The 16179-nt window shown below is 64.5% G+C and carries 18 protein-coding genes; 7 read left to right on the top strand and 11 right to left on the bottom strand.

Annotated elements, in window-relative coordinates; genetic code table 11:
• Nucleotides 1-28: 28 nt before the first annotated feature.
• From DY023_RS11420 to DY023_RS11405, 4 genes are read right to left on the bottom strand one after another with little or no spacing between them, the layout of a single operon-like run.
• On the bottom strand, nucleotides 29-1021 hold the full coding sequence (locus DY023_RS11420; protein ID WP_116242456.1) for a hypothetical protein: 993 nt from the start codon (nucleotides 1019-1021) through the stop codon (nucleotides 29-31).
• A complete protein-coding gene (locus DY023_RS11415) occupies nucleotides 1021-3042 on the bottom strand; it encodes an ORC-CDC6 family AAA ATPase (protein ID WP_147303297.1) in 2022 nt (673 codons plus the stop codon). The genes DY023_RS11420 and DY023_RS11415 overlap by 1 nt, the downstream gene beginning before the upstream one ends.
• Entirely contained in the window at nucleotides 2997-3980 is a 984-nt protein-coding gene (locus tag DY023_RS11410) for a phosphoribosyltransferase-like protein (protein ID WP_116242454.1), read from the bottom strand. The genes DY023_RS11415 and DY023_RS11410 overlap by 46 nt, the downstream gene beginning before the upstream one ends.
• Complete coding sequence (locus DY023_RS11405; RefSeq protein WP_116242453.1) at nucleotides 3973-5313, bottom strand: TRM11 family methyltransferase; 1341 nt, start codon at nucleotides 5311-5313, stop codon at nucleotides 3973-3975. Before DY023_RS11405 ends, DY023_RS11410 begins: the two co-directional genes overlap by 8 nt.
• Before the next feature lie 173 nt (nucleotides 5314-5486).
• Between DY023_RS11405 and DY023_RS18060 the strand changes: the two genes are divergently transcribed.
• On the top strand, nucleotides 5487-5726 hold the full coding sequence (locus DY023_RS18060; RefSeq protein WP_181905826.1) for a hypothetical protein: 240 nt from the start codon (nucleotides 5487-5489) through the stop codon (nucleotides 5724-5726).
• A gap of 4 nt (nucleotides 5727-5730) precedes the next feature.
• Entirely contained in the window at nucleotides 5731-7287 is a 1557-nt protein-coding gene (locus tag DY023_RS11400; protein WP_147303296.1) for a deoxyguanosinetriphosphate triphosphohydrolase family protein, read from the top strand.
• A gap of 268 nt (nucleotides 7288-7555) precedes the next feature.
• Here DY023_RS11400 and DY023_RS17820 read toward each other — a convergent pair whose 3' ends face one another.
• Entirely contained in the window at nucleotides 7556-7924 is a 369-nt protein-coding gene (locus tag DY023_RS17820) for an HNH endonuclease signature motif containing protein (protein ID WP_147303295.1), read from the bottom strand.
• Nucleotides 7925-8228: 304 nt separating this feature from the next.
• Between DY023_RS17820 and DY023_RS11395 the strand changes: the two genes are divergently transcribed.
• On the top strand, nucleotides 8229-9077 hold the full coding sequence (locus DY023_RS11395) for a hypothetical protein (RefSeq protein ID WP_147303294.1): 849 nt from the start codon (nucleotides 8229-8231) through the stop codon (nucleotides 9075-9077).
• Nucleotides 9078-9266: 189 nt separating this feature from the next.
• Here DY023_RS11395 and DY023_RS11390 read toward each other — a convergent pair whose 3' ends face one another.
• Nucleotides 9267-10274: an alpha/beta fold hydrolase gene (locus tag DY023_RS11390; protein ID WP_116242450.1), complete on the bottom strand. Its 1008-nt coding sequence runs from the start codon at nucleotides 10272-10274 to the stop codon at nucleotides 9267-9269.
• A gap of 105 nt (nucleotides 10275-10379) precedes the next feature.
• Entirely contained in the window at nucleotides 10380-11048 is a 669-nt protein-coding gene (locus tag DY023_RS11385) for an SDR family NAD(P)-dependent oxidoreductase (RefSeq protein ID WP_116242449.1), read from the bottom strand.
• Nucleotides 11049-11167: 119 nt separating this feature from the next.
• Between DY023_RS11385 and DY023_RS11380 the strand changes: the two genes are divergently transcribed.
• The 3 genes from DY023_RS11380 to DY023_RS11375 are packed head-to-tail and all read left to right on the top strand — an operon-like array spanning nucleotide 11168 to nucleotide 12635.
• A complete protein-coding gene (locus tag DY023_RS11380) occupies nucleotides 11168-11620 on the top strand; it encodes an OsmC family protein (RefSeq protein WP_116242448.1) in 453 nt (150 codons plus the stop codon).
• Nucleotides 11617-11973: an amino acid-binding ACT domain-containing protein gene (locus tag DY023_RS18055; protein WP_181905825.1), complete on the top strand. Its 357-nt coding sequence runs from the start codon at nucleotides 11617-11619 to the stop codon at nucleotides 11971-11973. The genes DY023_RS11380 and DY023_RS18055 overlap by 4 nt, the downstream gene beginning before the upstream one ends.
• Nucleotides 11970-12635, top strand: coding sequence for an ArsR/SmtB family transcription factor (locus DY023_RS11375; RefSeq protein ID WP_116242447.1), 666 nt, complete (start codon nucleotides 11970-11972; stop codon nucleotides 12633-12635). Before DY023_RS18055 ends, DY023_RS11375 begins: the two co-directional genes overlap by 4 nt.
• A 31-nt stretch (nucleotides 12636-12666) precedes the next feature.
• Here the strand turns inward: DY023_RS11375 and DY023_RS18050 are convergent, their stop codons facing one another.
• Together DY023_RS18050 and DY023_RS11365 are read right to left on the bottom strand one after the other, a co-directional pair.
• Nucleotides 12667-13530 (bottom strand): GNAT family N-acetyltransferase, encoded by an 864-nt coding sequence (locus DY023_RS18050; protein WP_220347296.1) that lies wholly within the window; start codon nucleotides 13528-13530, stop codon nucleotides 12667-12669.
• Between the two features lie 41 nt (nucleotides 13531-13571).
• A complete protein-coding gene (locus DY023_RS11365; RefSeq protein WP_181905823.1) occupies nucleotides 13572-14096 on the bottom strand; it encodes a CGNR zinc finger domain-containing protein in 525 nt (174 codons plus the stop codon).
• Nucleotides 14097-14115: 19 nt separating this feature from the next.
• Here DY023_RS11365 and DY023_RS11360 point away from each other — a divergent pair, with 19 nt between their 5' ends.
• Nucleotides 14116-15384, top strand: coding sequence for an MFS transporter (locus DY023_RS11360; protein WP_116242445.1), 1269 nt, complete (start codon nucleotides 14116-14118; stop codon nucleotides 15382-15384).
• Here the strand turns inward: DY023_RS11360 and DY023_RS11355 are convergent.
• A complete protein-coding gene (locus DY023_RS11355) occupies nucleotides 15290-15610 on the bottom strand; it encodes a winged helix-turn-helix domain-containing protein (RefSeq protein WP_116242444.1) in 321 nt (106 codons plus the stop codon). The genes DY023_RS11360 and DY023_RS11355 overlap by 95 nt on opposite strands.
• On the bottom strand, nucleotides 15607-16041 hold the full coding sequence (locus DY023_RS11350) for a hypothetical protein (protein ID WP_116242443.1): 435 nt from the start codon (nucleotides 16039-16041) through the stop codon (nucleotides 15607-15609). The genes DY023_RS11355 and DY023_RS11350 overlap by 4 nt, the downstream gene beginning before the upstream one ends.
• Between the last annotated feature and the right edge of the window lie 138 nt (nucleotides 16042-16179).

Raw genomic sequence — 16179 nt, 5'->3', positions numbered from 1 at the left:
ACGTCGACCACGCCACCCAAAGAAGTGGCTATCTTCCGAGTACTGCCGGGGCTGGCGGCACTGCTTCTCGGACGAAGTCGAGTTCAAGGATGTACTCATGGACGGCCGCGACGCCTTTCGTGGTCTCGCGATCGTACCTTTCCGCGAAGGGGACGAGGAAGCTCGCATTGCGCGCAATTCCCTCACACCAGTAGTACCAAGCGAAGCCCAGCACGTGGGGTTTCGCTCCGACGGCACTGAGGTATAGGTGGTCGAGTTCGCCCAGTGAGTCCACTTTGGAGGAGAGCTCGTGGGCGGTGGCGAACGGATCGTTCGCCGGCGCAAAGATGTGTGAGCCCGGCCGATAGGAGCGGATGGAGTTGCTGGAATTGGCCAGCATGAGCATGCTCTCCTGATACATGTGCGGCTGAAGCCCGGGGAGACCGAGCAGAATCACATGCTCGGCATTCGGCTTGTCTTCGAGCACGGCCGTGACAAGGCTATGGTCGTATCCCGCTCCTACGATCAGCGCGTCGCGAGGGCTCGGCTGGTTCGAATGAGCGCCCTCCATGCCGGGGACCAGACCCACCCTTTCCACCGGGCCTCGCGTGAAGGTGGTCCGTTCACCCAGCTTGTACGAATCAGGGTCCGAGTAGAAGACCGTGACCTTCGAGACCCCCGCCGTCTTCAACGCGAAAGGCAACATGACGATGTGGAGACGCATCATGCCGGTGATGTCAATGGCGATGGACTTGTCCTGGAGCGAACCAGACGCTTTCAGTTCGTGGAGCACCTGCGCCCACGACTCTGCCGGGCTTGAACTGCGGGAGGCGTGAACGATCTCCCCGTCAGGAAGTTCATCAGCGACGTAACCGTACTCGTCGTGAACCAGCCACACCTTTCTCGATGCCTGCACCGCATCCGCCAAGGCGTGGACTCGCGCAGAGTCGTTCAAAGCCGCGAGGTACAGGTCGTAGTGACGGGTGCGGACCTCTTCGTGATCAAGACGGTTTCGCTTGAAAGCTGCGTATTCGATGTCCATCAGAACAGCAGGTCCTTGGTGTCCGTAATGATCCGGAAGGGAGCATTCAACGAGACTTCGAGGGCCTCCCGTACCTGCTGGAAGGCAAGATCCTCGACCTTCGGGTTGAAGATCGCTTCGAAAGTCGCCCTATCCAGGGTCGCGTCACCGCGGCGTCCCGGCCTCAGCCCCCACATAGGTGTGAGCATCGGATGGAGTTGAAACTTCCGATGCCGCGCGCCATGATTTCTGGCCGATCGCCCGCCGCGCACCTCGATAAGCAGCCCGTGGCTCACACAACGCTCGAGAACGGCGAGGGCGCCCGGTGAAACCTTGGTCATACTCGTGGAGAACGTTGCGACGTCTATCTCGCTCGGCTTGTTCGCGTATCGGATTGAGCGCAGGTACTGTCCGAGCCGCCGGATGGCGATCTCGCACTCTTCGCCCTCCGAGCCGAGCGGCTTCGCATCCGACAGGTACCAACTGGAGGCTTCAAGAACGCCCTCGCTGAGCGCACGCTCGGATATCGGTCCCGAGCCGCGAAACACATTCTCTCCATGGAACTGCGCCCAGTGAGAGACGTACTTCAGGGTCATGAGAAGGTTGCGAGGAAGGAAGCCGGACAGACTGACGAGCTCTGTGAAGCCGGCGTACGCTGTCTGCCTGCCTGCTTCGGAGTAGATCTGGGCGATGGCGTCGCTCTTGCGCTGCTTGAAGAAGTTGGTCAGTTCGCGGTCCTCAGATCCGTCAAGCAACGGCGTTACGAACTTGCGCGCTGCCGACGCGGTTTCGGCTGACGGTTCCTGCCCCCCGGCCCAGAGCTGGTAGAAACGCAAGAGAGCAAGCTTCTCAATGAGGGGATAGTCGGGAATACTCAGGGCGTTAACGACATCGGACGCCACACCAGAGTCCTTCGCCCTCCTAACGGCATTGCGCAGACTAACCAGGTACGGCCGCTCAAGTGCGGCGTAGCGAATCAGTAGCTGATGAAGCCGCTTGGTGTGAAAGCGGTCATCGGCTTCAAACGACAGCCTGGAGATCCAGCTCGCGGATTCCTGTTCGTCGAGATCGAACGCCGTGAGTCTCCTCATGATGAGCTCTCGACAGAAATTCTGGTACTCACTCGGGTCGCTGGCGTATGCGGAGTCAATCGGGTAGAGCTCGTACTCGCTTCCCTTCTTGTTAACCTCTCCGGCGCTGAGCGTCCTGTGCGTCCGTATTCCCCAGCTCCGACCGCCCACGAGGAACGTTGAGGGTGCCTCCTTCTCTCGGATGAGGGTATTGAAGTAGACCTGCTGGTCCTCGGTTAGGTTCTCGTACTCATCGGCGAGGAACGTGATGGTCACGTTCTCGAACCCGGGTAGCGTGGAAACCGACTTCGCGGCCGAAAAGATGAGTTCTCCAGGATTCGATCTCACCTGTACATCGAGACGCCCCGTGTGCGCGGCGTTGTTTACGGCCCAATCGATCTCGCGCCGAAGCTGCGTGAGGTACTCCAAGATCGCGGTCAACGGCCTGGCGACCTCACCGATGCCGGATACGGGAGTCTGCAGTGCTTGGGCGACAGCGATGTATACCTTCGACACGTCCTCGTCGTGCCAGTGCTCGGACTCGTTCACGTCGGCGATAGTCGCAATGAGCAACTCTGTGATCCAGATATCCATGTAGTACGCGAACGTCGTCGCCCACCGCTCCTCAGACTGCCCCTTCCCCCGGAAGCGACTCCCGTTGAGTCCCCCGCACCGGAAGTAGATCCCGATGTATCCGTCGGCCTGCACCTGACTTAGAGGACGTTCGTGCCGCGTCTTCTGCAACGGGTACGAGTAGTGACGCAGGAGGTGTGTGCGCCCGCCGCCCTTAAGCCCCGTCAAGAATTGAGGCATCGCGCTGGCAGGGTCGACAATGGATCGGTCCCGGCCACCGAAGGTGACGTAGGTCCGCTCGATCTGGGGGTCGTTCAGGTCCACGGCCTTCGTGACGTCGAATGGGCTCCGCACTAGCTGTTCGGCTCCTTCGGGTAACGGCGAAACATCGGGGTCCATGGAACGAACGCCTCCTGCACCCAGAAGATCGGCAAGGTGTGATCAGGGACGTTGTGATGTAGGCCCAGCATCAGCCCCCCGTCGCCGTAGCCCATCGAGTTGCCGGGGGCGAGATCGCCCCCGTAACGTCTTGCGACGGCTTCAGCGACTTCGCGGCTGATTCCCTCAGGCGGCGCAGCGTATGCGTGCGATTCTTCGCTGAACGCAACCTGGGACGCGTTGAGTTCGTGGACTGCGGCGGCATGGTCAAAGCCGAGCTGTCGGACTTTTGCCATCCCTCTGGGATCCGCGAATAGGGTGAGGTACCAGACCTCAATAACCTGCGCACTGAGTTGGGCAGCATCACGGAGGTGGTTGATGAAGGCCACGTTGTGTTCCGCCGCTTGCCTCCCAGTACCAACAACGTCGTCGATGAAGACGAGCCGCTGTACATCAGGGTCAGCAATGCGGAATCCTCCATCCTCACGCGACGTGGTGAGCAACTCGTAAGGGTTCGGGAAGAGTTCTTTCCGGAGGCGGTTCTCTTGTCGGAAATAGTAGAGAAGGTGGGTGCCGCTCTCGGCGGGATTCCCAACTCCGAGAAATCGCGTCCGGGAAAGGGCATCGTCGAAGGCGCCTTGCAGTAGAGAGGGATCAGCGCTTCCGCCTGCCTTGTCCCGGAGTTCCTGGATCACCTCGTAGCGGAACAAGTCCCGGTAGAGGGCTTTCAGAAGCTCCCGCAACTCTCGAAGACCGAAGTACGTGAAGTGTGAGAGCAGGTGTACCGCGTGCAGACGCTCAACCTCTTCGGGAATACCGTCTGTCTTCCCCGTGAAGTTCTCAAGCCAGCGGTTCACATCCTCCTGTCCACCGTTCCCCTCCCAGATGCTGTCGGACAGCAATTTGATCCGCTTCCGGATCGACGCTTCGTCCTCGTCCTTCCCACCGAGCTCAATCATGCGGGGTCATCTCAAAGATCTCGATGTACTCGGCGGGAGCCGGGGCCCCGTTTTTCCGGGACGTCAGAAGCGACCGTCCACGAATGGGGTCACGCAGGGACACAACACGTCGATATCCCAAGGACTGAACGATGTCCGCGAGATGCTGACTTGTCCTCAGCGCACCCCCTGCGACGTGGTTGTCACCGGACACGAGCGCGATCCTCCTCATACCCACGCTCCGCGCGTTCATGAAGATCCGTTGCATGTCCGCAAAGTAAGCCACGTAGATGGCGCCTCTCCGCGCATCTCTCTCCGCGATGCTTGTCAATGCCTGTCTGAGCCGCGAGCTCGACACACTCGACACGCTCAACTCCAGGTCCTGGGGCGAGAGATGCTCTCGTCCGATGCTGTTGTGCTCGAGGTGGACCGTCCTCCCTTTCGGGGCGTGGCCCAACCATGCCGCCTCCAAGCTGGTGCTACGCACATACTTCTGAGCCGCCCCGTACGGAGGGCTCGTGAGGAGTAGCGTTCTAGATGCCTGCTCAGCGCTCGGCCACAATGTCAGGTCCCGGGCGTCTCCGGCACGGACGTCGGCAACAGGTCTCCGGGGCGGCAGAGTTCCCAGCTTCGCGACGATAGACGCGCTCTCCTGGGACCACTGGCTCCAGACGTCAGTGGAGGACGCTGTCGCGTTACGGGCACTCTTCACGGGCACAGGGATACGAGGGTCCGTAGTAGCCATGCGCCTTGCTGTGAGCGCGAGACAAAGCTGCACGAGATCCCGGTCCTGCTCGTCTCTTTCTGCCGCGACAGCAGCCAACCGCCCGAGAGCTGACATAGCTCCCTCCGAGTACCAGCGACGAAGCAGAGGCGACGGGTCGACAGGACGTCGGCTGCGTTTGGCAGCGACCAATGCCCCCTCCAGAACATCTGCCGCATGCTCATATGCACCTTGAGCCACCTTCACTCGGCTTACCAGCGCTGCGACGGGGTTCTGTTCGACACCAATAGAGGTGAATCCACGAAGTTGCGCTTCCAGCAGCACCGTTCCGGAACCAACGAACGGGTCAAACACTGCGTCGACGTCGGCAACGACGGCCTCCGTGGACAGCAGGAAGCGGGGAATGTGCCGCAGCAGCCTCGCGGGGTAGGGGTACAACCCATGCGTGTACTCGCTGGCAGGAAGGGGGCCGACCAGCTCACGAAAGCTGATGTCGACGGGCTCGCCCATGTACCTGCGCACAAGCGCTGCGTACGCCCGCGAGTAGTGCTTCGACGTCGGAGGCCTCGTAGGGTGGTGCGCATCGTCAGGAACCACGTGGACCGAAATCGGCTCTGTCGCGCTGACCATCGTTCGCCCTCCCTTCGACCCAGTCTCCGCTCACGGTACACTGCGAGTCGTGCCTCGCCTCGCCGCGCCGCGCCGCGCCGCCCCGAAGGCTGACATTGGGGGGCACCTTAGGGTATGGTTCGGGGCTCACAAACGTTAGACTGATAGTCGACGCCACGTCTGGAGGGATTCTGATGACCATCGCATCACCGACCGTAGAATCACGCGCACAGCAGCTCCGGAACCTCATTCAGGAGCTCGTTGAGGTCGTCAGAGACAATGGCGGAAAGATGCCCCTCAGCGACGCCGTCCCGTCTGTCGCGAACCGTACAGGGCTGCCTCTCTCAGAGGTTCCCTACATCGTGAACTCCGCTGTCGCCGACTGCCGAATCACCGCTGACCTTCGTTCTGGAGTTCTTGAACTAGTACGCTGAGCCGGTGACCGCAGTCCGTCCCGCCTCGCCCCTGCAACCGCTCGCTGATGGTTCAGTGGTCGTTCCTGCGCGCGAGCAGCAACGACACAATCGGGGCGAAGAGTCACCGCACGGGGAGATGGACTACCGTACTCCGGCGGAACGCGATCGTGGACGCCTCGGGTACTCGGAGTATCTGCGGCGCCTCGCCGGGGTCACGCAAGTTGTGTCTCCGGAACTCGCCTCGGCGCAAATGCACAGTCGTTCCTCGCACACGCACAAGGTGGCGATGATCGCGCGCGAGATCGCGGATCACATCGTGCGGTCGCTCCCGCACAACGAGAAGTGGAACGACGTCGTTATCACGAACGGCGGCCTCGACATCGCGGCGTGCGAGGCCGCTGGTCTCGCGCACGACATCGGTCACCCGCCGTTCGGTCACGCCGGCGAGGATGCACTCGACAATTACCTGACCGGCCACAAAGTGCCGGACGGGTTCGAAGGCAATGCTCAGACGTTCCGAACGGTGACGCGGCTGGATCGCATCAAAGGAACAACGGAGTTCGGCCTCAATCTCACCGATGTCACCTTAGCCGCCATTTTGAAGTACCCATATGCGAAGAAGCATCCGTACGACAACGAGGACAATCGGAAGTTCGGCGCCTATCTAGATGATGCGGAGCGGCTCGCGCAGGTTCGGGCGAGTGTGCTCGGCCTACGGGAAGGCGAAGAAGATCCCGGTCGTCAGACCCTCGAAGCATCAATCATGGATCTCGCCGACGACGTCGCCTATGCGATTCACGACCTCGAAGACTTCCTGGCCGCCGGCCTCATCGATGTAGGGCTCGTGAAGCAGGACATCAACGCTTCACTCGGACACGCGGGAATCACTCCCCAGCAGCGCATCAGCAAAGACTTCTCCGGTGCGAAGTTCACGGCGAAAGGCAACGCCTTCGCCCCTCCGCCGGTCTTTGTGAAGTCGACCACGAAGCACCGTGACCGCTACGAGCCTTACTTCAACGACAGGGACTATGCCGCCGCGCTGCACGACGTCGACAACTTCCTCAACCGGTTGAAGGACCCCGACACACAGGACTACGGGATGAACCTTCGTCTCTTGCTCCGCGTGTTCGTCAGCGACTTCTTCAAGGCCATCGAGCTCGACGCGCATCCGCCATACAAGGACGGTCCGTCGGTCTTCCTGACTTCGGAGGCATGGCATCAGATGCAGGTGCTGAAGTCAATCACCCGCCACTACCTGGTCTCTCGCCCGCGGATGGGTTCCATGCAACGCGCTCAGACGCGCACCATTGAGATCCTTATGGATGGCCTCGCTGATTGGATCTGCTCAGACCCGAAGGAGCATTCGCTCCCGCCAACACTTCTCGTCATCTTCGCTCTGAATCAGGTCGAGCTTCCGACGAACCCTGACAAGCTCCCGCACGACGAGGTACTCCGCCCGGAGCACTACCGCGCCCTGGCCGACTACGTCTGCACCATGTCCGATTCGGAGGCGCTGATGCGTTCGCAGTGGCTGGCTGGCACGGAGGTTCCCGGCTCTTTCCGCCTCGCTTTGTCGTAAGCACCCGCCGCCATCACATCGAAGCGAACGGCGGCGGCCGCAGCCGACGGTCTGGAGCGTGTCACGGCAAGGACCGCTCGAGGGCGCCAGCCGGTCTCCGAAGAGTCATCTTTGACATTGCATCGACCGCAATGAACGCCGCAGTCGCCAGCAATCCCAGCTCAGCGCCGGGATCCGCCCCCGGGCTTAGCGCTGACGCCAAACTGTTGCCTCGCTGACCAGATTCTTCTGCGCAGGAGTCACCTGAGGATGTTCAGGCATCCCCGGGTTATCGGGGCGTTCCGCGCCGCGCACGCGCCTTGACGGCGTTGGTGCCGAAGCGTGGATTGTTGCGGCGCCGGGCGACTGTTGTCGACTTCCAGAGGTTCTTTCCGTTGTACTCGTTGTTGGAGATCGCGTGGATGAGGTCGTGGCACGACGGACAGACTGGAACCAGATCCATGAGTCGCTCATTGCCGAGATTTTTGTACGTGCGGTGATGCAGATGCATGCCCTTCGTTCGCGGGGAATCGCAGACCCAGCATTCCTGGGGGAGCCTACTGTTCCAGTAGCGTTCGCGGGTTGCACGCCACTGCGGCGACTGAATGTACGCGCGGTATCCCAAACGTGTGACCGTCGCCTTGCCGGGAGAGGACATGCAGCAAGAGTATCTAGACCGTCCGACATCACCCTGCCCGGCGGCTCGGTTGCCACCTGAACGTGGACATCCTCCTGCTGCACCCGATCCAGACTCGTACGGCGATCGCGAGCACGCCACATCTGGGTGCCCAGAAGCCTACGACTGAATGTACCGGCGCCTCACCAGGCCCGGGACCGCAGCGCTGTGGCTGTGGGTGTGGGCGCGCATCTGACATTACGACCTGGTCAACAACTGCCGTCGCGCCCGCAGGGAACGATGCTGGTCGCTCGCGCATCCGTACCGTGTAGCGCAAGATTGTCCAATGCGATTCATAAGTCTTCTGACCGATCGTTCAGACCTGCCTGGGATGCTGCGCGACTTTGACGAAGAGCTCACGCAGATAGAAAATATGCACCGATACGTTGTCCAGGCCTCCGAACGTGATTTTGAAGCGGCGTGCGAAAAGTTGTCCGAGGGAGTCGACCCCGAGACTTTCGACATGGGTGACATCGTCAGCCTTGCCGAGGAGCAGGTGGGCATCGCGCCATGGGACGTGGCGTCCCATTCGGGCCTCATGGCGATCTCGCGGGCGGCGTCGCTTGCCGAGGTGATGCTCGCACGGATGCCAGCGCAATACCTCATCGAGCCCGAACGCTGGGTCTTCCCGCGCAACGGGCTATGGCCCCGCCAATGGGAGGCGACCTTCTACAGGACGGTACTCAAGACCCCGTACAGGACAGATTCCGAGCTGTTCGCAGCGATACGGGCGCTCCGCGATCTATACGCGCATGGATACGGAGTTCCAGCCACGGAGCAGCGTCGAACTCGCATCGCAGAGGTGCTCCATCGTCACGTCGACGCGGGCCCCGCCACCGATGGAGAGACTCGACTCGGATACGGTGGCGGGGTCTACTTCTTTGGGTGGGATTCGTCGTATTCGACGATGCAGCGCAAAGTGACGAGCGGCTGGTCAATGAGCCGGCGCGCAGACATCAGCCCACTCGCGACCTACCGCCTTCTGATAGCGACCAAAGAACACGTCCATGCCGCATACGCGGCTCTCATGGGTGGATTCCACGACGACCTCGATGAGGCGAACTGCAAGTTCATCAAGATCGTGCTGGCGGACGAATCCCGCCGCCGCACCTCCCAGCCCCTTTCCCGCACGTAGGAATGCCATCGGCCGGGAGGAGGAGGGAAAGTGTCACGACATCCTCACCTCACACCCCCGACTGTTCCTCGACTTCAGGTGACATCTAGTGTCATCCGACCGCGTTCCCGACACTTCTTGTCGGGAACGGTTAGTCGCTGCATCGACGCTCTTTACGTTGCACACAAGAGCATGCGGTCGCCCTCAGATTCACGCCCCGGAGTGCGGCAGCAGGAGGGCCGCAAGACTCACGACGAACTTGCCCTGCTCCTCGAACATGCACAGATGAGCGGAGTTCTCGAACCACACGACATCCTTCGACGGCGCAGTCACGCTCTCGATCCATCGCGCAACCGGAGCTGTGGGCGTCGTGTAGTCGTGACGGCCGAGGAACTGCACGATGGGCACGTCGAACGAGGTCATCTCGCGCCCGTCGAAACCGAGCAACTGCGGAACGACCTGGGGCATGGTCACCTGCTGCCCCGTGGCGATCAGCTGCAGCTCGTCAGCCGTGTAATAGGGAGAGAGTTCCTGCGATTCGGTGAAGTACGCGAAGTCGGAGCGGTGCGCAGACAGCCCGCCGTAATACTGCGCCCACCTTCGGCAGGTCACGATCCGGTCGATGGTGAGCGGGTTCGGACCCGGGTAGTCGCCGAGCGCGCGCAGCTGCGCGATGGCCTCCTCGTTCTCGTCGGCCAAGGCGCTGCGCAGCGCGAACTGAAAGCTCTCGACCTCGTTCTCCGGCCCGCAGATCACCTGACTCGCGGCGGCATAGGCCCAGAGCAGGTCCGGGCGGCGGTGCGCCAGCGTCACCCCGATGATCGTCCCCCAGCTGTGGCCGAGCACGCCGACCTTCGCCACGCCGAGCTCTTTCTGCAGCCACTCGATCAGCTCGACGAGGTCGTCGACGTAGCGGTCGATCGTGAGGTCGAGATCGTCGGATGCTGTGCGCGCCGACTTTCCGCTCGCACGCTGGTCGTAGTTGACGACAGTGAAATAGTCTTCGACGCCTCGCTGCCAGATCCACGATGAGGGCAGGGAGGGGAGCGCAGGGCCTCCGTGGCAGACGATGAGGATCGGATTGTCCGCGTTCCGCCCGCGAATCGAGACGAACTGCTCCACGCCGCCCAACTCGACGAACGCCGTGCGATCGATCGCTTCGGGATTGGGGATGCGGCAGAGGTCTGCGATCACTGCACGGCCGGTCTCGTCAGTCATATCCTCACCTTCACATTCGGAACTTGGCGACGCGCGTCGACACCACGGCACCCACCCGAATCGAAGCCGGATGCGCGAGCGCAGAAGGGTCGCGAGGGGAGTCGCTCATCGAGCCTGCGCAAGCTCCACCGCAGCATAGCCGAACTGCTTGCGGGTCAGCGCGTCGAAAGCGCGATCGGGAAGGAGCGTGGCCAGGGCCACGGCGACGTTCGCACCGGGGCCGATGCGATACCGCGTCCTGGGCTTACGCGTCAGCGCCGCCTTGACGATCTGAGCGGCCACAGCATCCACAGACGCCATCTGTCGCGCCAGCGCGGGACTGGCGAAGTATGCACGCATGGCGGCGGCCATCCCCGAGTACGGTCCTGTGGCCGACGACGCCTCCAGGTGTCCCACCGCCGTCTCGTGCCAGTCCGTAGCCACGTAAGTGGGCTGGACGAGCGTCACGTCGATGCCGAACTGCCCGACCTCGCCGCGCAGCGAGTCCGAGATCGCCTCGAGCGCGAACTTCGAGGCGTGATACCAGCCACCCAGCGGCGACGCGAACTCGCCAGCCAAGGATGACACGTTCACGATGCGCCCGGATCGCGCTTCGCGCATGCCGGGGAGCACGGCTTGGATGAGCCCGACGGCGCCCAGCACGTTGACCTCCAGCTGCTGTCGCGCCTCGGCGAGCGTCGTCTCCTCGACGCTGCCGAATTCGCCGTAGCCGGCGCAGTTGACGAGCACATCGATCGTTCCCGCCTGCGCGGTCGACGCAGTACTGCGCGGCATCCGCTGAACTCATCAGCCTTCAGAAGCCCTGGGGTCGGCGCCGGGTCCACGTGACCAGCTGTCGCATCATGCCGCATGTTTCGTCCCCGACCGAAACGTTCCGCCTTTAGCCTGGCTGCATGACCGTTCACCAGTACAGCACCGCTCTCTCGTGGGAGGGCAGCACAGGCGCGGGGTACCGCGCATATGGGCGAGCGCACGACATGCAGGTCTCCGACGAGATCTTGACGCTCAGCGCCGACCCAGCGTTCCGCGGCGACGCATCACTGCCCAACCCCGAGCAGCTGCTGCTCGCTGCGGCGAGCTCGTGTCTGCTGCTCTCGTTCCTCGCGGTCGCAGCCCAGGCCGGCGTCGACGTGGTTCGCTACGACGACGCCGCAACCGCGTTCATGCCGATGGACGAGCAGCCCGCGCGCATCACGCGCGTCGAGCTGGCACCGAAGATCACGGTGCGCGGTGCCGAAGCGACGCGCGTGGTCAAGCTGCTCCATGAGGCGCACGCCGGGTGCTACATCGCCAACTCGCTGACAGCGGAGGCGACCATCGCGCCGACCGTGGAGGTGCTGTCGTGAACGATCTCGCCATCACCGTCAGCGATGTCGCCGGCGACGTCAGCCGGATCGGCGCTGTTCTGGGAGCGGCCGGCGTGGGCCTCGAAGGTGGGGGCGTCTGGGCCGGTCAGGCTCACTATCTTGTCGCCGAGGGCGCCGTCGCGGTCGCCGCACTGGAGGCCGCAGGCATCAATGCGACAACGGCACCCGCGCTCGTGGTGCCGCTGCGCGCGGACGTACCGGGAGAGATGGGACGCATGATGTCGGCGCTGCAGGCTGCCGGCATCCACGTCGAGGCGCAGTACAGCGATCACGACAATCGCAAGGTGTTCGTGGTCGACGACATCGAGCGGGCGCGGACTGTGCTGCGATGAGCGCCCCGTCGCTCGAGCAGCTGGCGCAGGCGCTCGCAGAACCCCGCCGGTTGCAGATCCTGCAGGAGCTGCTCGGCGGCGTCCCGCTCCCCGTCGGCGCTCTCGCTGCTCGCCTCGGGATCGCCCCGTCGACGACGACCGCACACGTGGCCAGGCTGCTCGAGGCGGAACTGCTTGCGGTCGAGCAGCAGGGGCGCACGCGCCTGGTCCGCATCGCCGACCCGGCGGTGGCAGAGGCGGTGGAGGCCATTCTGCGTCTGACCGGCGAACCGCCGGTGTCGTCGTGGGCGGCGAGTGATCGCCGCGCGGCGATGCGCCGCGCCCGCTCCTGTTACGACCACCTGGCAGGCGACCTCGGCATCGCCGTCGCCGACCGGCTGGTGGAGCAGGGACTGCTCGATGAGGGCCTCGGCTCGGCACGCGGCACGGTCGATGACATCGCGGCGGGCATCGGCCTGCCCCTCGCTGTCGCGGATTCGTCGCGCCCGCTTGTTCGCGGGTGCCTGGACTGGACGGCCCGCCGACCGCATGTCGCGGGTCGCCTGGGTGCGGCGCTGCTCGAGTCGATGCTGACCGCAGGCTGGGTGACGCGCCGATCCGAGGACCGGTCGCTACGGATCACCCCCGTCGGGGCAGAGTGCCTGGAGAAGCTTCAGCTCTGATCCTCTGCGGACGGCCGACGATGCGGTCGGTTCACGGCGAGATCCCGAACCCCGACGATTGCAGCGCCGCGAGAGCGGTCTGCACTCGCTCCTCGGGGACGAGAACCAGGTCGGCGAGGTAGGTCGAGGCGACGAAGACGGGTACGCCCGCTCGCGCCAGTGGAGCCAGCGCGGCGACGAGCAGTCCCGGCTCGTCCAGGCCGTGATCCGGGTCTGCGTCGTACAGTGCGATCCACCGCTCCTTCGACCCGGAGTCCGGTGCCGGGAGAATGGCAGTGAGTCCATCTGGTGCACGGACGAGCGCGACCCAATCCCCGCCGGGAACGTCGGCGTCGGCGTGCTGCTCCAGCACCAGTGCGCCGTCGAGCACCCGCAACTGCCGCGCTCCTCGCACGCGGGCTGCGGTCGTCGTCGCGCTGAACGCCACCCGCGCAAGGCCCGGGCCGTCGTAGTCGTGAATGACCTCGCTCGCGGAGAATCCGAGACGCTGATGGAACGCCTGCGACCCGGTGTTCTCGGGGCTGGTCACGCTGCGCACGACGTGTCGCCCGTTCGCCGTGGCCACGTCGAGGAATGCACGGTAGAGCGCACGCCCCACACCCTGCCCCTGCCGGACGGGGTCGACGCCGACGAAGTGGATGTACGCGGCATGCGGATCGGTCTGCGACAGGAATCCCACGAGGAAGGCGGCGAGTTCCCCCTTCCCGTCCTCGACCACGAAACTGGTGGTCGTGAAGTGCTGGAAGTAGAGCCGTGGGAGGAGCAGCGCGCGCTCCCGCGCTCCGTCGTCGCCCTTGAGGTTCGCCCACCACTTGTCCAGAACTGCCAGCACCCGCGGGTGATCCTCCGGCACGGGGTGGCGGGCGGTCAGGGCCGGGGGAAGGCCTGCGATCACGACCTCATTGTGCCATCGATGATCTGCGCTCTGGACAGGCATCAGCTGCGAGTGCGATGCGCGTGCACGCGGGCTCGTGTGGAGCACGTCGTCGAGCAGTACCTGCGAGGGCGGCCGGGACTGCTAACCGGATACACGTTCGCGCAGCCCGGGGCGCGGCAGACGCCCAGGGGCGGCTGCTGCGCGTCGGAGACGGTGATGGCCAACGCCATCGCCGACGAGGCGAGGAACCATTCACCCCAGTCGGCGTCGTCGTCGGCATCGATGTGCAGGTGCCACGGGCTGCCGTCGTGGGCGGTGAGCCGTGGAGGGCGGCATGTCGCGAGGATGTCGTTCAGCGCGTCGCACACCCGGTCGAGCGATTCTTCCGCTGCGATGGCGCGCAGCCGTTGCGCAGCCTGGCTCAGCGCCGCGACCTGATCTTCCGAGAGTTCCTCGGTCCGTTCTCCGTACTGGGCGAGCGTGGCACGGATCGCCGACGGGCCGCCGTCGACCGCATTGAGCACGGCCGCGCAACGCCGCACCGCATGCGCTGCTCCCGCCTTGAATCCCTGCACAGCCACCATCCTAAGTAACGTATTAGACATGCTATACCGTTACTCCGCCATCCTGGTTCCCGTGGGGGCACTCGTGTCGCGCGTGGGCGACGACATGGCAGGCACTGCGATCCTGCTCTTCGCTTACGCCGGCTCGGCCCAGGGCGACAGTGCGACCGTGTTCGGCTTGCTTTCCGTCGCCGCCGCTGTGGGCGGTCCCGTGTTCGGCGTCTGGATGGACCGGGCCCACTCGCCGGCGCCCCTGACGCTGTCGCTGATCGCATTCACCGGCGGCCTGGTGGCGATCGGCTTCTGTCTGCTCCATGGGCGCGGCCCACTGGCCATGGTGATCGCGGTGCTCGCCGGTTTGTTCGCTCCTGCCGTGGCGGGCGGATGGTCCGCATCGCTGACCACGGATGACCCGACGCGCCGACGAAGGCTGGCGCTGTTCGACGCGAGCTCGTACAGCATCGCTGGACTCCTAGGTCCGCTCCTGGCAGGACTGGCCTACGTTGCAGGCGGGCCGGCCGCCCCCCTGATCGTCACGGTCGGCCTGCTTCTGGTCGGCAGTGCGTGCGCACCCTGGACTCGCGGCCCGGCACCGGCACGCACCCCGCGTCGTGGCGGCGTAAGCATCCGCGTCAGTCCGCTGGCTGACCTTCGGAGTGGGTTCGGCGCGATCACGCAGCGACCCCGCCTGCGCTGGGCCACCGCGTCGTCGTGCATCGCCTTCTTCGGCTTCGGGATGTTCCTCGTCCTGGTCCCCGCGATCAGCACCGCCCGGTTCGGCACACCCGCGGCGGCCGGTGCGATCCTCGCGGTGCTTGCGGGATTCGCGCTCATCGCGAACGCGGTGCTGGCTCGCGGCCGGGGCCTCGAGCGCCCCGGCACCGCGCTGACGCGCGCCACCGCGACGGTCGGCACAGGCATCCTCCTGATCCTCATCCCGTCCCCGGTGGCAGCTCTGCTCGCGGCGGCGGTCATCGGAGCGGGGGACGGACCGCAGCTCGCGGCTCTGCTGCACATCCGCCACCTCGAAGCGCCCGCCGGGCTGCGCACGCAGATCTTCACCACCGGGGCCAGCCTGAAGATCACCGCATCCGGACTCGGCGCGCTGGCCGCGGGCCCGCTCTCGCACGACGGACTGACCGCGCCTCTGGTCGTGGCGGCCGCTGCGCACCTGGTCTCCGCCGGGGTCGCGCGCCTCGCGGGTCGAGCGCTGACTATTCGCCAGAGTCCAGCGGGAGCACGGGCGCGTCCACGATCTCACGCAGCGCCGCGATGTAGGCGTCGAACGCTGCCCGTCCCTCCTCCGTGAGCGAGTACCAGGTGCGGGGGCGACGTCCGGCATACCCCTTCGTCACCTCCACATACCCGGCCGCCTCCAACGCGGCGAGGTGTTTGGACAGGAGGGAATCGCTAACCTCCACGGTGTCGCGCAGCAGCCCGAAGTGGACGGCATCCGCGTGGCGCAGCGCCGACATGACCGAGAGGCGCACCGGCGAGTGGATCAGGTCGTCGAGGCGGTGACGCGGATGCGTCATGCGCGGGCCACCCGCCACGCGAGGTACAGGAAGGGCAGCGCCGGCAGGAGCCCGGTGAGCACGACCCAGCCAGAGAATCCCGCGGGAAGCAGGCGGTTCAGCAACAGAGTCACGACCATGAGTGCGGCGCTGATGAACACCACGCGGTTCGACACCGCGACAGCCGCCGTCGGGATGGTGCGCCCGCTCCACGCAAGGAGGGCGAGGATCGCGCCCACAACTAGGAGGCCCGGGATGATCAGGTCGGCGAGGCGGTCTGGCCACGAAGCCAGGGCGATGCTGAATGCGGCCAGCGCCACCGCCATCACGAGCGTGCCGGCGATGTACCACCCGCGACGCGAGCGGATGCGACGGGCGGCCGCATCCGCTGAACTGAGGGCCTCGGCCGCAGCCGATGGCGAGGGCCCGGTGTTGTCTTCGGATGTCGACATGTTGCCTCCTAATCGGGAACGGTGTCTGCGGACGATGTTGTTGCTTGCAAGCAAAGCATGTACTTGACGAACATTCAAGTACTTTCCGCATCCGCGACAACGCGTCGATGCCCCGATCAGCTCGGGGCACCGGCGCGG

The organism is Microbacterium bovistercoris (genome assembly GCF_003387575.1).
Classification (GTDB): domain Bacteria; phylum Actinomycetota; class Actinomycetes; order Actinomycetales; family Microbacteriaceae; genus Microbacterium; species Microbacterium bovistercoris.
The sequence above is the reverse complement of the archived record's forward strand: the minus strand, read 5'-3'. Positions and strand labels throughout refer to the sequence as shown.

Excerpts from the sequence above, each read along its gene's own strand:
- DY023_RS11420 (WP_116242456.1), bottom strand. The coding sequence starts at position 1,021 with ATGGACATCGAATACGCAGCTTTCAAGCGAAACCGTCTTGATCACGAA.
- DY023_RS11415 (WP_147303297.1), bottom strand. The coding sequence starts at position 3,042 with ATGGACCCCGATGTTTCGCCGTTACCCGAAGGAGCCGAACAGCTAGTG.
- DY023_RS11410 (WP_116242454.1), bottom strand. The coding sequence starts at position 3,980 with ATGATTGAGCTCGGTGGGAAGGACGAGGACGAAGCGTCGATCCGGAAG.
- DY023_RS11405 (WP_116242453.1), bottom strand. The coding sequence starts at position 5,313 with ATGGTCAGCGCGACAGAGCCGATTTCGGTCCACGTGGTTCCTGACGAT.
- DY023_RS18060 (WP_181905826.1), top strand. The coding sequence starts at position 5,487 with ATGACCATCGCATCACCGACCGTAGAATCACGCGCACAGCAGCTCCGG.
- DY023_RS17820 (WP_147303295.1), bottom strand. The coding sequence starts at position 7,924 with ATGTCCTCTCCCGGCAAGGCGACGGTCACACGTTTGGGATACCGCGCG.
- DY023_RS11395 (WP_147303294.1), top strand. The coding sequence starts at position 8,229 with ATGCGATTCATAAGTCTTCTGACCGATCGTTCAGACCTGCCTGGGATG.
- DY023_RS11390 (WP_116242450.1), bottom strand. The coding sequence starts at position 10,274 with ATGACTGACGAGACCGGCCGTGCAGTGATCGCAGACCTCTGCCGCATC.
- DY023_RS11385 (WP_116242449.1), bottom strand. The coding sequence starts at position 11,048 with ATGCCGCGCAGTACTGCGTCGACCGCGCAGGCGGGAACGATCGATGTG.
- DY023_RS11380 (WP_116242448.1), top strand. The coding sequence starts at position 11,168 with ATGACCGTTCACCAGTACAGCACCGCTCTCTCGTGGGAGGGCAGCACA.
- DY023_RS11375 (WP_116242447.1), top strand. The coding sequence starts at position 11,970 with ATGAGCGCCCCGTCGCTCGAGCAGCTGGCGCAGGCGCTCGCAGAACCC.
- DY023_RS11365 (WP_181905823.1), bottom strand. The coding sequence starts at position 14,096 with ATGGTGGCTGTGCAGGGATTCAAGGCGGGAGCAGCGCATGCGGTGCGG.
- DY023_RS11360 (WP_116242445.1), top strand. The coding sequence starts at position 14,116 with ATGCTATACCGTTACTCCGCCATCCTGGTTCCCGTGGGGGCACTCGTG.
- DY023_RS11355 (WP_116242444.1), bottom strand. The coding sequence starts at position 15,610 with ATGACGCATCCGCGTCACCGCCTCGACGACCTGATCCACTCGCCGGTG.
- DY023_RS11350 (WP_116242443.1), bottom strand. The coding sequence starts at position 16,041 with ATGTCGACATCCGAAGACAACACCGGGCCCTCGCCATCGGCTGCGGCC.